11 protein-coding genes and 1 tRNA gene are annotated in these 15,787 nt (G+C 36.9%); 4 read left to right on the top strand and 8 right to left on the bottom strand.

Features of this window, described 5'->3' with window-relative positions:
- Positions 1-399: 399 nt before the first annotated feature.
- On the top strand, positions 400-2,517 hold the full coding sequence (locus ACNQGD_RS04225; protein WP_417998414.1) for a glycoside hydrolase family 97 protein: 2,118 nt from the start codon (positions 400-402) through the stop codon (positions 2,515-2,517).
- 57 nt (positions 2,518-2,574) lie between these two features.
- Here ACNQGD_RS04225 and ACNQGD_RS04220 read toward each other — a convergent pair whose 3' ends face one another.
- From ACNQGD_RS04220 to ACNQGD_RS04195, 6 genes are all read right to left on the bottom strand, one after another.
- Positions 2,575-3,036: an FKBP-type peptidyl-prolyl cis-trans isomerase gene (locus tag ACNQGD_RS04220; RefSeq protein ID WP_417998413.1), complete on the bottom strand. Its 462-nt coding sequence runs from the start codon at positions 3,034-3,036 to the stop codon at positions 2,575-2,577.
- A 60-nt stretch (positions 3,037-3,096) separates the two neighbouring features.
- Positions 3,097-4,446 (bottom strand): DUF5689 domain-containing protein, encoded by a 1,350-nt coding sequence (locus tag ACNQGD_RS04215; RefSeq protein WP_417998412.1) that lies wholly within the window; start codon positions 4,444-4,446, stop codon positions 3,097-3,099.
- Positions 4,447-4,456: 10 nt separating this feature from the next.
- A complete protein-coding gene (locus tag ACNQGD_RS04210; protein ID WP_417998411.1) occupies positions 4,457-7,294 on the bottom strand; it encodes a carboxypeptidase-like regulatory domain-containing protein in 2,838 nt (945 codons plus the stop codon).
- A gap of 495 nt (positions 7,295-7,789) precedes the next feature.
- Positions 7,790-9,001, bottom strand: coding sequence for an MFS transporter (locus tag ACNQGD_RS04205; protein ID WP_417994676.1), 1,212 nt, complete (start codon positions 8,999-9,001; stop codon positions 7,790-7,792).
- Positions 9,002-9,192: 191 nt separating this feature from the next.
- A complete protein-coding gene (locus tag ACNQGD_RS04200) occupies positions 9,193-10,233 on the bottom strand; it encodes a Gfo/Idh/MocA family oxidoreductase (RefSeq protein ID WP_417998410.1) in 1,041 nt (346 codons plus the stop codon).
- 281 nt (positions 10,234-10,514) lie between these two features.
- A complete protein-coding gene (locus tag ACNQGD_RS04195) occupies positions 10,515-11,582 on the bottom strand; it encodes an NADH:flavin oxidoreductase/NADH oxidase (protein WP_417998409.1) in 1,068 nt (355 codons plus the stop codon).
- Between the two features lie 201 nt (positions 11,583-11,783).
- Between ACNQGD_RS04195 and rseP the strand changes: the two genes are divergently transcribed.
- On the top strand, positions 11,784-13,127 hold the full coding sequence (gene rseP / locus ACNQGD_RS04190) for an RIP metalloprotease RseP (protein ID WP_417998408.1): 1,344 nt from the start codon (positions 11,784-11,786) through the stop codon (positions 13,125-13,127).
- A 138-nt stretch (positions 13,128-13,265) separates the two neighbouring features.
- Positions 13,266-13,339: transfer RNA gene (locus ACNQGD_RS04185), tRNA-Asn, on the top strand.
- Between the two features lie 105 nt (positions 13,340-13,444).
- On the opposite strand, the gene ACNQGD_RS04180 is transcribed toward ACNQGD_RS04185, so the two are convergent.
- On the bottom strand, positions 13,445-13,843 hold the full coding sequence (locus ACNQGD_RS04180) for an NUDIX hydrolase (protein WP_417998407.1): 399 nt from the start codon (positions 13,841-13,843) through the stop codon (positions 13,445-13,447).
- Between the two features lie 301 nt (positions 13,844-14,144).
- Between ACNQGD_RS04180 and ACNQGD_RS04175 the strand changes: the two genes are divergently transcribed.
- On the top strand, positions 14,145-14,534 hold the full coding sequence (locus tag ACNQGD_RS04175) for a Dabb family protein (protein WP_417994669.1): 390 nt from the start codon (positions 14,145-14,147) through the stop codon (positions 14,532-14,534).
- Positions 14,535-14,638: 104 nt separating this feature from the next.
- Here ACNQGD_RS04175 and ACNQGD_RS04170 read toward each other — a convergent pair whose 3' ends face one another.
- Positions 14,639-15,706 (bottom strand): SDR family oxidoreductase, encoded by a 1,068-nt coding sequence (locus ACNQGD_RS04170; RefSeq protein WP_417998406.1) that lies wholly within the window; start codon positions 15,704-15,706, stop codon positions 14,639-14,641.
- Positions 15,707-15,787: the final 81 nt, after the last annotated feature.

Here is a 15,787-nt window from a genome sequence, read left to right as displayed (position 1 = left end):
TTTTAAAGTTACGTCACAAATTAATCTGTGTTAATCTGTGCAATCTGTGGCTAAAAAAAACAGTAGCGAATTAGCGGTAATTTTAAAATCTCATACATTTGCCTTACTTACTTACTTTAGAACAAATTTTATTTTAATAAATTACATCATTTGAACGTAATTTTAAACAATAATTTTGAGTCATTATTAGATAAATTCAACAAAACAGTACATCATTTCAAATTTTATTCGGGAGAAAAGAGTGTGAAATAAGCAATAAAGAGATTACTTTTGCTGTTACACTATCGGAATTTGGATTAAAACCGTTGAGTTTTTTAATAAATCGATTTCTTTAAAAAAAAAACAGTATCTGCTTGTTGCTACCAAACTTCGATTAATTATTAATTTATATTTTAAAAAATGAAGCAATTTCTTTTCACAGCCCTAACATGGCTCGCGTTTTTTAGCCCTGCAAAATCGCAGCAGTTAAAATCACCAAATGGAAAATTTGTAATGGAGTTCTCCTTACAAAATGACGGAACACCAAGTTACAGTTTAAATTACAAAAATAAAGCCGTTGTAAAACCAAGTAAATTGGGTCTTGAGCTAAAAAATGATAAGAAGTCATTGTTAAATGATTTTACTGTCATTGATACGAAAACAGCAACTTTTGATGAAAACTGGAAACCGGTTTGGGGAGAAGTAGCCTCCGTTCGCAATCATTATAACGAATTGGCGGTAACCTTAAATCAGAAAGAAACGGATAGAAAAATTGTTATTCGTTTTCGTTTGTTTGACGATGGTCTAGGATTTCGTTATGAGTTTCCTGCGCAAAAAAACCTTACTTATTTTGTAATTAAAGAAGAAAGAACGCAGTTTGCCATGACTGGTGATCATACTGCTTTTTGGATTCCGGGTGATTATGATACTCAAGAATATGATTATACCACTTCAAAATTGTCAGAAATCAGAGGTTTATCAGAAAAAGCAACTACTGCAAATGTTTCTCAAAAGTCTTTTTCTACAACAGGAGTTCAGACTTCGCTAATGCTAAAAACAGCGGATGGATTGTATATCAATTTACATGAAGCGGCATTAATCAATTATTCATGCATGCATTTGAATCTGGATGATGCAACTATGGTCTTTGAATCTTGGTTGACACCAGATGCCAAAGGGGACAAAGGATATATGCAGGCTCCCAATCATTCGCCTTGGCGTACCATAATTGTTAGTGATGATGCAAGAGAAATTTTGGCTTCAAAAATGACATTGAACTTGAATGACCCTAGTAAAATTGAAGATACTTCATGGATAAAACCCGTTAAATATGTAGGTGTTTGGTGGGAAATGATTACCGGAAAAAGCTCCTGGGCCTACACGGATGAATTTCCAACGGTACAACTTGGCGTTACTGATTTTGCAAAAGCAAAACCTAATGGAAAACACGGTGCCAATAACACTAATGTGAAAAAATACATTGATTTTGCAGCTAAACATGGTTTTGATGCCGTTTTAGTCGAAGGATGGAATGAAGGTTGGGAAGACTGGTTTGGGCATTCGAAAGATTATGTTTTTGATTTTCTGACTCCGTATCCTGATTTTGATGTCAAAGCATTGCATGAATATGCTAAATCAAAAGGGGTAAAAATGATTATGCACCACGAAACTTCGGGATCCGTTCGTAATTACGAGCGTTACATGGATAAAGCGTATCAATTCATGAAAGACAATGGGTATGATGCCGTAAAAAGTGGTTATGTTGGTTCTATCATTGAAAACGGTGGAAATCATTATAACCAATTTATGAATAATCACTATCAATATGCTTTAGAAAAAGCAGCCGAGTATAAAATTATGTTGAATGCGCACGAGGCGGTTCGCCCAACGGGAATTTCCAGAACATACCCAAATTTAATTGGTAACGAAGCGGCAAGAGGAACAGAATATCAAGCTTTTGGAGGTTCCAAACCAAATCACGTAACGGTATTGCCTTTTACCCGTTTAGTGGGTGGACCGATGGATTATACGCCTGGTATTTTTGAAATGGATTTAAGCAAATTGAATCCGGATAATAATTCTCATGTGAACAGTACGATTGCAAATCAATTGGCTTTGTACGTAACAATGTACAGCCCATTACAAATGGCAGCTGATACACCGGAAAATTACGATCGCTTTCCAGATGCTTTTCAGTTCATCAAAGATGTAGCAGTAGATTGGTCTGACAGCAAATACCTTGAAGCAGAGCCAGGTCAATATGTTACCGTTGCGCGTAAAGCAAAAGTGACCAACAATTGGTTTATTGGTAATGTAAACGGAGAAACTCCTCGTACCTCAACAATCAAATTTGATTTCTTGGAAAAAGGAAAAAAATATGTAGCCACGATTTATGCTGATGCAAAAGAGGCACATTATAAAACCAATCCGCAAGCCTATACGATTCGTAAAATGACGGTGACTAACAAATCAAAACTGGCACAACTCAGTGCTCCGGGTGGAGGCTATGCAATAAGCATCGTTGAAATCAAAAAGTAAATAACTAAAAAGGCTGTCTAAATAGACAGCCTTTTTTGATTTTATAATAGCTTTGAACTAATTTACTTTGATCAGTTTAACATTGAAAATAAGTACAGAGCCACCTGGAATCGGTCCATTATCATTGCTTCCATAACCAAGATGAGAAGGAATTAAAAGAACTCCGTTTCCACCTTCTTTAAAAAAGGGAATGCCTTCTGTCCAACCTTTTATTACTTGATTTAATCCAAAAGAAATTCCTTCTGCTTTGCTTTCATCAAAAACATTTTCATTGGTAAAATACCCTTTGTACGCTACCGTTACATTAGATGAAGCCGTTGGTTGAGCGCCAGTTCCCGCCTCATTAACCACATAATACAACCCTGAATCGGTTTTTGTGGCAGTCAATTTATTTTTGGCAATGTAATCCACGATTTCTTTTTCGTTTTGAACGGTGTAATCAACAGGTTTAGATGCTTCGTTATCCGATAAACAAGAAACAAATAATAAAGAAATTAGGGCTAATAAAGTAGATTTCATAATTTAATTTAAAAGTTAAGGCTGCAAATATAGTAATTCAAGCAAAGCCTTTTATAAAAATTATTTATCGCCAAAAACCTGAACATCATCTATTTGAAAAGCACCGTCCAAAGCCAGGTTTTTCCCAGAACCGATATATTTAAACGCAATGTTGATTTTACCTTTATACGAAGATAAATCCACTGCGCCACTTCCTATAAATTGATACCAAGGCGTAGCTTGTTTAGGTAAATTAACAACTAATGGAGTCCAAGTTGCGGTCGTAATATTCAACCCGTCAAAATTACTGGAAACATACACTTCGAGAGAATTTAACTGAGAATCAACATCCAAATGATGCTGTGCGGTTCTAAATGTCAAGACCTCTTTCGTGTGAACCTCCATATCTATTTTTGGCGAAATCAACCAAGCCACATTCGAAACGACTTTAGTTCCTGTGATGTTAAATTCGGCATAACCGTTTCCGGAATAAACAGTACCTTTCCAGAAAATAGATCCTTTTTGGACTATATTCGCCCAACCGGGAAGATTTAGTTTAACATTATTTTCAACCGCTTCAAAATCTTGGGAGAAAAAAGGAATTGCTCTTGTTCCGGTCATCACTACATCTTTTTCGGAGCGGGGCAATAACTGGTAATCCGTTCCATATTTCGTCAAAATTCCTCTCACTTTTCCGCTTCCATTAGGGACTAGTTTAGTCGCAAAATCAGAAAAACTGCTTGTTCTAAAATACACTTGATTCCCTAATTTATCCATCAAACCCCAATTGGTCGCACCGCCGACATTATTTGTTTCTTCAAAATAATGGCGCCCTATTGCAGCCGCCGAAAACTGAACATCAGACAACTCTACTAAGGTATTCAAATTAGAATCATTCAATAATTCTGACATGGACAGAGACCGAACCAAAACCTCTTCCTCTACATTTGTACAAGACGCATTCAGCACATTTTTATATTCATTTTGAGAAAGTCGCCCTACTCCGCCCTCATTATAGGAATTCACAAAAATACTCCCGATACGCATTCCGCCAAACGAAATATCCGTGTATTGGTCTTTCAATTTTATGTATACTTTATTGCCCAACCTGTAATCGATATATAGGTTTGTAGCATCGACAGGAACACTAAATCCTATGGCTGGTGTTGTGGCTGTCGCCAAAGTCTGAAAGGAAATCGACTTGAAAAAATTCCCAGATTCATCGCTGGAAACCACATACGCCTCAATGATATCATTGTATTTGTATTGCGTTACAATCGCATTCGCAGCAGCGCTAACTTCGCTAACTGTTGCATTAGGCACTAAATCCGGTTGCGTACAAATGAGTTTTGGAGCGGCAACCTCATCCGTTACGCAACTGCTGAAAGTAATTGTCAACAGTAAAAATAATTTACAGAATGTTGATTTCATGTGCTTTAATTTAAAGATTGATATAAAGATTTACGAAATACGTTCTTCCGTATCCGTAGAAATATTTTGGCCCAAAAGAAGGCGTACCACTGGAAACATCCTGATTAATTTGTCTGAAATTAGCATTTCGGGCTTGTTGGTAACCGCCCGTTTTATAAGTAACATCAAGCACATTATTGATGCTGGCAAAAATCCCAACATTCTTTCCATAAATCCGCCATGATTTTCCACCCACGAGATTGAGCAACATTGTTGGATCAAATTCTTCTTGTTTTAATAGTATTGCTGCTCGTTCTTCGCTTGCCTCCGGAAAATTGAAACCGCTTGCGGGATTTTTATAAAATATTTCGGTTCTGGAAATGGGTGAAATATCAATGTAACTATTGGTGAGGTAATTAACATTGGCACTAATCCACCAATATTTTGGATCTCGATATTCAATCCCCACGGAGTACGCGCGCTGTGGCATTCCCGCTTGTTTGTAATTTTTGAGTGCAGCCGTTCCAAAATCAAAAACCGGACTGGTGTTTTCCAATGACGCTTCGGCATCATTTGTCAACTTCACTTTTGGATTACTATCATACGTATATTCCCCAAAAGCAACCGAAAAAGTAGTTTTAAAAGTTTGGCTTGCTTGGTATTCTAAACTGAATTCGGCACCCATATTCTTCTTGTTTAATTGCGTTAACGTCTGACTCACAAAAGCATCGGTATTTAAATAACCTGCGCCATCATCAAAAATTCCTTCGGCATAAAAGAAGGAAATTTGACTCGCATTTTTAATTAGCGAATAATAAGCCGTCAGTCGGGCCTTCAGTTTTGGGGAGCGATACACATAACTGGCGTCCAAACTGCTGATATTTTCACTTTCGAGTCCATCTACAATTGCATTATTCAATCGGGAATTTGCAAACGTATTTCTCAGAGAAGGTGCTTTGGTCAAATGTGCTGCATTAAATGTCATTAACTGTTTTCCGGAAATTTTCAAATTGAATCCGGCTTTGAAGCCAAAGTTTTCAAACACTGCTTTCTCACTTTTCCCGAAGGAATTCGTTTCGTAAATTCCGTTTTTATACAAACCTTCCCTTTGATAATTGGCACTTGAAAAATTCTGGGCCAGATAAAAATCCACTTTATTGTAGGTGAATTTAAATTGGGTGAAAGCCTCAAAAGTATTGGCTAAATAATTATAATTGTAGCCATACGTCTCACCAGCAACTACTTGTCGGTCTGGATGATTCAAATCAGACTGGGATTGATTCCCGCTGTAAAAAGCATCGATATCCTCAAAATAGGAACCGCCAAGCAAGTCCAACAATTTTTGTGAATTATGTGATTTCAATTTTTTGAATGATGCTCCGGCATTCATGAAAATATTTTCGGATAGTTGCGCAGTCAAATTTGTTGTGGCAACTGCCATTTGGTCTTCTACCTGATCTTCGTATAATACATACTTACTTTTTGTAGGTTCATATCCCGTAATTGTTCCATTAGCATCCAAAACTGGATTTTGATTGGCTTGGTACAAAGCCGTCCAATCGATTTGCGAATGGGCTAAAAATTCTGTTTTACTTTTGGCTGCATTTTCATAATCCGGAGTAAATGCTCCCGAGAATTCTCCGTTATCCGGTGCGTAAATCGAGCTGTAATAACTGGGCATTTTTCTGTAATACGTTGGATCCGGACTATTCGCATTTTGATAATCGATGTTGCTGTTGGCAATTTTTCCAAATTGATACGTCACACTCGAATTCAGATTGGTTTTATCATTGATTTTAAAATAATGATTCAGCATAATCGTGGGTTCTTCAATGGTTTTTATGCGGGCATTTCTCTTTTCACCGTCTTGATAACCCCAATAGGAATTGTATTTTACGTTCTTCAATTGTGTAACTTCGGCTGTGTTTGGGGAATTTTTTGCTCTCGAATTGGGCGTGTACATTGCCGTCAAATTCAACGAATGCTTCTCGCTTAATTTTTTTTCGAGACTTATAAAAAAGGAATTCGCATCATAATTTGTCCCTTCAAAATACGCTTCTTGCGCCCAGCGTTTCCCTGCCGAAACCACAAAAGCCCAGCCATGGGAATTCATTCCGGAAGCATGGGTTGCCATCGTACGCCAATTGTAATTGGTATTGGTTGATGAAAATGAGATTCGGGAACCGGGCCTGTAAATGGAAGCTCGTGTGTTGATTTCCTGTGTTCCCAGAATTCCGCCAAAGGTGTAGTCAGAAGGCGCTGTTCCCAGTGTGAATTCCTGATTGCGGAGCGCATCATTCAATCCGCCCCATTCTTCCCATTGTGGTCTTCCATCATAAATTTTATTCATAGAAACGCCATTGATCATCATGGTGGAATGCTCGCTATCTAATCCCCGAACTCTAAAACGGGCTTGTCCCCAGTTGAAAGCAGCGGCTTGTAGAAAAGCATCTCGGGAGGATTGTAAGAGTCCGGAAGTGCTTTCGGAACTGCTGTTGTCATCGCTGAAATCACTGTCGATAAGTGTGATGATGCTATTTTGTTGTTCAGTGGATTGATCCTCTTCTAAAGTTATGGTTCCTAAATCCAGCATTTTTCCCTGGGTAATTTCTATAGGATACAAGACATCTTTGAAACCCTGGCTGTGAATAAGCAGCAGTATATTTCCTGTGGGAACGGTATCAAAACTAAAATTACCATCGGTTTTAGTGAGTTGCATCAAAGTAGTATTTTGGATACTGACGACTACAAAACCTAACTGATTTTGCGTTTTGGACTCGATAACTTTACCGAAAAATCCCGTATTATTTTGTGCTATAACGCATCCTGTTTGAACGAAAAAGAAAAAACCCAAGTAAAATTTATTCATATATTCAAATTATGATGGTGGTTTACATTCACTAAAAATTGCGATTGAGAGAATTTTTATTCCTAGCGAAAAGTTCAACCGCCGACAGGAATTTCAACGGTTGAACAAAAAGCATAGAAAGCGTCATCCGAAATGGGACAACAACTTGAAAATAATTAAAAATGAATTTTGGAAAAATGGGACGTAAATCCCAATGGGTATACTTATAAAAAGAGTGGTATTTGAAATTTTTTATGCTTTATTAATTTCTTATTGAAAGAATAATAATGTTAAATATACAAAATAATAATAAACAATCGATTTTTAAATAAAAATTTTCTTATAAAATGAAAAGCACTGACTAGCCCCGATGGAAGCAAGTATCCTTTTTTATAAACGCTTTGAATTCATTCCTGGTTTGGAATACAAATTAGGTTGCGTTTAAAAAAAGATACTGCGCACAGCGGGAAGATGTGTTGTTATGGAAACAAAATGCAGTGCTCCTAAAATTTATATTTATGCGATTGCTTTAATTCGGGAAACCATTAATGCAATTAGAATTCCAAAAATACCGATGAAAGCAAATGAGAATCTAAGGCTTGACAACTCGGCGATGTAACCGATAATAGGCGGTCCCATAAGAAAACCCAGAAAACTGACACTTGAAACGGTGGTTAACGCTACGCTGGGAGAAACGTTTGGATTTTTTCCGGCAACGCTATAAACGGTAGGTACTATCGTGGAAACTCCCAAACCAACAAACATAAACGCAATAGTTGCGGGTATTACAAACGGGAAAAATACCGCTGTAAAAAGTCCCGCTGAAATCATGACTCCACTGATTTGCAAGACTGTTTTCCGACCAAATTTATGGATGAGCCCGTCTCCCAGGAATCGTCCGCCCGCCATCATAATCATAAAGGAAGTGTATCCCAAAATTACTAATGGTCCGGGTGCTTTAATGACATCTTTAAAATAAACGCCGCTCCAGTCAAACATAACTCCTTCACTTGCCATGCAACAAAAACCAATGATGCCAAGCCAAATTAAGGCACTGTCCGGTTTTGAGAAAAGTTTTTTCTTTTCGGCTTTGATTGTTTCCTTCGCTTTTATTAAAAATTTATAATTAAAAGCAATCATCAAAAGCACGATTCCCGCAACGATTAAAAAATGTTGGTATGGATTAAGTTCTAAAGCCAACATCGCTAAACCTACTAAAGCTCCCGTGAATCCGGCAAAGCTCCACATTCCATGAAAAGAGGACATGATGGTTTTTTTGAAAAGAACTTCGGTATAAACACCTTGTGTATTGACGGCAATATTCGATAAATTACCAAAAATCCCAAATAAAAACAAGCCTAATGACAGTTGCCAAGCCTCAACAGCCAAGCCCAAATTAGTCAAACATAATACATAAAAAAGCAAGGATGCTATCAGAATACGGTGGCTTCCAAAACGGGTGACCAATTTACCGGAAAAAGGCATCACTACCAATTGTCCTAATGGAAGTGCAAATAAAATACTTCCTAAATCCCCTTCGCTTAACTGTAATGCGGTTTTAATATCCGGAATGCGGCTCGCCCAAGTGGCAAAACACAAGCCCATTGCAAAATAAAACATGGACACTGCCCAACGTGTTCTTTTCAAATAGGAAATCTTAGCGTCTTTATATGTTTTTTTGAATTTTGCTTTGGTTCTAAATCGGGATATGAAATTTAAGTCTATCAAGATAATTGGATTTTGGAATTTAATTTTTCAAAATTACAAAATCCAATCATTGGTTGTGACAAACCAACACATAAGAAAAAAAATACATCGTTATTGTTTATAAAAAATACCGATTACTGCTTTAAAAAGGGGGGACTGCTAATTCGCAAATTCATTTTTGTACTTCCAAATTTGCGATTTTGCGGTTAATTTTATAAATCAATTCTTTTTTTCTGAGCACTGCTTTGAATAGCGGCTTCAATAATTTGCATTACATGAACGCCATCTTGTGCCGTTACCGGTTCTATTGCATCCAGTGAAATTGAATTGTAAACGCCATCAAAAAAAGCATAATAATTCCCTTGAAGAGTTGGGATATGTTCTTTTACAATTTCACCATTTATTTCCGTGTGTAAAAGTCCTTTTTTGTCTGAAGATTCCGTCCCCCAAGTATCCAAATTGGGTTTCATTCCAAGTTTTAATTCGTCTTCCTGAACATCGCCACGCACTTTCAGGAAAGAACCTTTCTTGCCATGAACCACAAAAGACGGAATGGCTTCGCGCACAAAAAAACCAGCTTTTAATCGGACACGAAAATTAGAATAATACAATACAATATCAATGTAATCATCTACCAAAGAATGTTCCCGTGTGATGCGAATATCTGCAAAAACCGATTGAGGCAAACCAAACAAACAGAGCGCTTGATCAATTAAATGAGGTCCTAAATCTTTCAGAATCCCAGCGCCGGAATTAGCCGTTTCTTTGTGTTGTTTTGGACTTAAAATCGGATTATAGCGATCAAAATGGAATTCGGCTTCCACAACTTCACCAAGGACATTATCTGAAATGATTTTTTGGACCGTTTTGAAATCGCTGTCCCATCTCCTATTTTGAAAAACGGACAGTTTCAATCCTTTTTCTTTGGCTAAAGCCGCTAATTCCTGCGCTTGAGCAACAGTTGTGGTAAATGCTTTTTCGACTAAAGCATGTTTTCCGGCCAGCAACACTTTTTTGGCATATTCATAATGTGTAGCTACGGGTGTATTGACCACTACTAAGTCAACATCATCGTGCAATAACTCTTCCATCGTGGCGTAACTTTTCACCGAAGGATAATCTTGATGAATTAATTTTTTACTTCGTTCCCAAGAACCAAGGAGTTCAAATCCGGGGTGAATATTTAAAAAGGGAGCATGAAATACTTTTCCAGACATTCCGTAGGAAAGCAAAGCAGTTTTAATTTTTTGCATGGTATTGTTTATTAAATACGAATTTATACTTTTTAATGGTAAAACTTATATTCAAATTTTAACCACATAAGAAATATAAGTAATAGCTAAAATTTAATGTCGTGTTTTACTAAAATGCTAAATTTTTTTGCCACAGATTTCAAAGATTAGCACCGATTAATTCGTCACGCAGCTTTAAAAATCTTTTTAATCCTTCCAATCTGTGGCAAAAAACTCTTTTTAATAATTGCAACAATATATCTTTCGTGCTACTTAAGTTCGTTGAAGATGGGTTTTGTTATTTAATTTTTGGCTCTTTCGTATTGTTTTGGCCATTGGATATCTGCCTGAAGTTCTTCGGCAAATTTTAATCCTAAATTTGGATTTCTAAGGGATTCTCTGGCGAATAATACTAAATCTGCTTTCCCTGAAGCAACAATTTCCTCGGCTTGAGCGGCTTCAGTTATTAATCCAACTGCACCGGTCATCATTCCGGTTTCCTTTTTTATACTTTCCGCAAAAGGAACTTGGTAGTTTGGACCTAACGGAATTTGTTGGTGTGAGACTAATCCTCCCGAAGAAACATCGATTAAATCCACTCCTTTTTCTTTTAATATTTTCGAAAGCTGTACCGATTCCTCCAAGTTCCATCCGCCTTCTGCCCAGTCCGTAGCTGATATTCTAACGAATAAAGGCAAGTTTTGCGGCCATTCTGATTGAACTGCATCCACAATATCCAGCGTAAAACGGATTCGGTTCTCGAAGCTTCCTCCATATTCATCGGTACGTAAATTAGACAAAGGCGAAAGAAATTGATGCAACAAATAACCGTGTGCGGCATGAATTTCCATCACCTGAAAACCTGCTTGAACCGCTCTTTTTGTGGCTGATTTAAAGTCGAAAATTACTTTTTGAATTCCCGGCTCATCTAATGCTATGGGTGGGTTTTCAGTATGATGGTACGCGACAGCACTAGGCGCAACAGTGTCCCAGCCACCTTGCGTTTCGTTTAGTTTTCTACCTCCGTTCCATGGTGATGCAGCACTTGCTTTTCTTCCGGCATGCGCCAATTGGATTCCCGGAATGGAGTTCTGACTGATAATAAAACGATTAATCTGCTGCATTTTTTCGATTTGTTCATCTTTCCAAAGTCCTAAATCACCTGGAGAAATTCGGCCTTCAGGAGAAACCGAAGTCGCTTCCTGAATGATTAATCCCGCTCCTCCTGAAGCACGGCTTCCCAAATGCACAAGATGCCAGTCATTGGCAAAGCCATCTTGAGCAGAATATTGGCACATGGGAGAAATTGTAATTCTATTTTTGAGCGTGATGCTCTTTATTTGGAGAGGTAAAAATAATTGAGATAGCATAGTATAAATTTAAGTGTATTAATTTCAATGACGATAAATAGAATTTTCTTTAAAAAAAAGTAAAGTTAAGGGACAGCAGCGAAAGGAGAGATTGAATTTCCATTAATTAACAAACATTTAAAGTCTTATGGAATAATATTTGCAAATTAAACAAATAGAAAACCTTACTTTTGTGAGTTGTAAAAGAACTAAAATTAAAAAATGGACATAGTTATCAAGCTTTCTCAATTTTTATTGAGCTTATCATTACTTATTATACTTCACGAATTAGGACATTTTATTCCTGCTAAACTGTTTAAAACCAGAGTTGAAAAATTCTACTTATTTTTTGACGTTAAATATTCCCTTCTAAAAAAGAAAATTGGCGAAACTGAATACGGTATCGGTTGGTTGCCTTTGGGCGGTTATGTGAAAATTTCCGGAATGATTGACGAAAGTATGGACAAGGAACAAATGGCTTTGCCACCACAACCATGGGAATTTCGTTCTAAACCGGCTTGGCAACGTTTGATTATTATGTTGGGTGGTGTTACCGTGAATTTCATTTTGGCTTTTATCATTTATATCGGAATGGCATTTGCTTATGGTGATACTTATATTGCAAATGAAGATTTGAAAGACGGTCTTTTGATTGAGAACCCAGTTATGAATAAAGTAGGTTTTCAAACAGGAGATAAAATCATTGCTATTGATGGTGAAAAAATCATCAAGTATGACAATGAAATGAATATAAAAATCATCATGGCTAAACAAGTCTTGATTGAAAGGAATGGAATAGAGCAAACTATAAAAATACCGGTTGATTTTGTGGATCAATTGTCTAAACTAGAAAAAGGCACTCTAGTTTCGATTAGAAAACCATTTGCCATAACTTCAATTTCTGAAGGATCTTTGAATACTAATTTAGAGCCAAAAGATATTATTTTGTCTTTAAATGGGCAATCGACAAGATATTTCGACCAGGTAACTTCAGTTTTAAAAAAGAATAAAAACAAAACTATTTCGGCTGTTGTTTTGAGAGATGAAAAACAAGTTCCGTTGCAAGTGATTGTTTCTAAAGATGCAACATTAGGCATTGGCATTGGAAGCTTAGGAATGGAATCATTAAAGAAACTAGGATACTATAAAATCAGCAAACAGGAATTTAGTTTCATAGAATCTATTCCGGTTGGGATTACTAAAGGAAAAGATCAATTAGTAGGATACGGAAAACAATTGAAAATGATTTTCAGTCCAAGTACGGGTGCTTACAAACAAGTAGGTGGTTTTAAAGCGATATTCGACATTTTTCCTAATACTTGGAGCTGGGAAGTTTTCTGGAACATCACTGCTTTGTTATCAATTATGCTGGGTGTAATGAACTTATTGCCTATTCCGGCACTCGATGGTGGGCATGTAATGTTTTTATTATATGAAATTGTTAGTGGTAAAAAACCAAGTGATAAATTCCTAGAAAATGCACAAATGGTTGGTTTCGTATTACTTATAACACTGTTGTTATTCGCTAACGGAAACGACATTTATAAGTCAATTGTTGGGAATTAAAAAAAAATAATATTTTTTTACTTTTTGCTTGCGGAAATCAAATTAAGCCCTATCTTTGCACCGCTTTACAAGTGAAACGAACTTCACCAATAAGCACCCAAAAACGTTCATTCTTTACCAGAATAAAAATATACAGTTTCCTTCTTAGCTCAGTTGGTTAGAGCATCTGACTGTTAATCAGAGGGTCCTTGGTTCGAGCCCAAGAGAGGGAGCTTTTTAAAAAGACTTTACAGTGATGTAAGGTCTTTTTTGTTTTAAAGAATGTACGTATCAAATGTTCTTTCCTATTAGAACATAATTATTTTGTGTCTAATTGTTTATTCCAACATATTGCTTTCTTTCAAAAAATCAAAAATTAACGTATCCACTTCTGATATTTTATCTTTATCGGAATAAGTCAACCATATCATTTCTTCAATTTCTGATTCCGCTTTTAGCAAACCAGTATAATTTGCAGCATAACAAGTCATTTTGACAATCGTGTCTTCAGAATGCCCATGAGCATGTGATTGAAATACTCCAATAAATTTTAGGGTGTCAGCAATTAACACTACACTAAGTTCTTCTTTTATTTCACGACATAACGCCTGTGCGTCTGTCTCAAAATTTTCTCTTTTACCACCAGGAATATAATATTTATCTTTGTCAAAAGATTTTGTAGATAAAATTTTATTGTTCTTAATTTCAATCCAAGCGAGCTTATCAATTATTTTCATTTGCAGTGTTTTTGACATCATCTTAATGATTGCTTCCAAAATAACTAAATTCTCTCCAGATAACCTCTTTTTCTACTGGATTTTTTAAAGATCTTCGCTAAGGCTAAAAAGAAGAAACTCGCAACAACCGCGGTAGAATGCTTCCTACAAAACAAGACCATGAAAATAGAGTAACTTTAGAAAAGGTTTCAAGACACAAACCTGTAACTTTTTTATGCGAATCTGTTCCAATAAATAAAAGGCGTTATTTTTCTTTTTTCTTTTTAAAATTTCGATATTTACCTTTTAAAAAAATAAATTGATGATACGAAGAAGATTTATTGGTTTCGCAGCTTTATTTGGAGTTGCAGGCATTATGGGCTTTGGAATACGTCCAAAGAAAAAATCATTGTTACACCATGTCTTTTTTTGGCTAAAGAACCCTCAATCGGAGGCGGATAAACAGCAATTGATTACTGGTTTGAAAACTTTGGCGGGGATTCCAACAATTCGTCAAATTCATGTGGGCGTTTTAGCTTCTACCGAGAAACGCGAAGTAGTAGACACCTCTTGGGATGTTTCAGAGCTTATGTTTTTTGATGATGAGGCCGGACAAAAAATATACCAAGACCATCCACTTCATCAGGATTTTATAAAAAACTGTTCTCATTTATGGGAAAAAGTCGTTGTTTTTGATGCTATAGATGTATAAATAGTGAAGGTGTCGGCTGTTGCCAATACAAGAGAAACAATACTAAAAAAGGGTTTCAAGAAATAAATCTTGAAACCCTTTTTTATGCAGACTACTTTAGGAAATTATGGAATTAATCGGTCAGTACGAAGCTGTTCGAACAAATCATAAAATGAATCTTCGGTTCTTTGAAAAACAGGGAATCCGAGTTTACGACTTTTAGACATATCAGTCATGACTTCTATTGGGCGCCCCAAGTCAAGATCCGTATGCCACGGAGAGGCCAGTTTGTTTAAATCAGACTCTTCAAGAGCATTTTGATCGGCAATTTTTTTCCAAACCAGAGCTTCATCTTTCATTTGTTCTTCAAGGGGATGAATCGTACCGTCATAGCCCATTGCTTCAATCCCGAACGATTCCGCTAATTTTTTCCAAAGCCATTTCCAGCGAAAAAAGTCTCCATTGACCACGTTGAAAGCTTCGTTACGAGCCGCTTCTGTAGTGGAAGCCCATATTAAATGTTCTGCCAATACTCTGGCATCCGTAACATCTGAAAGTCCATTCCATTGTGCAGCTGAACCCGGCCACTGAAACGGCTTTCCTGTTTCTTTACAAATGCTGGCATACACTGCGAGCGTCGTACCTAGATTCATTAAGTTGCCTACTGCTTTCCCTATAACCGTATGCGGGCGGTGGATGCTCCATGTAAAACCATCTCGCGCTGCAGCGGCATACACTTCATCTTCTTGGGCATAGTAAAAATTCTCTATCTCCAGACGGGGTTGCTCTTCCCTAAGTGGCGTTTCGGGTAAAAATCCTTCTTTGGCGTACGCCTCAAACGGCCCTAGATAATGTTTCAGTCCTGTAACAAGCGCTACGTGCTGCACTGATTTTTTAGAAGATAAGGCCTCCAAAATATTCCTGACCATCAGGCTGTTCACACGTATGTTTTCGGCTTCAGAGTCCTGGCGCATCCAACTTGTAATGTAAATGTGTGTGGGAGAAATATCTTTTAAAGCTGTTTTTAAATTCTCCAGATCCAAAAGGTCTGCAGCAACTGGCTGTAGGTTTTCGATATTTTTTCGTGGGTTTCTGGCTAAACCGTAAGTCGTCCAGCCTTTGGCAATAAGTTTTTCTGCGAGATTGCTACCCGTTATTCCTGTAGCTCCAACTACTAACGCTATATTTTCCATGTGTATATTTTAAATTTTTACAATACAAAATTCGGAAATATTCCATGGATTATAAAGGACATACCTCACATATAATTTGTG

This window comes from Flavobacterium glucosi, from assembly GCF_048286535.1.
In the GTDB taxonomy this organism is placed as follows: Bacteria; Bacteroidota; Bacteroidia; order Flavobacteriales; family Flavobacteriaceae; genus Flavobacterium.
Note: the sequence above shows the minus strand (reverse complement) of the source record. Positions and strands in the feature narration are given on the sequence as shown.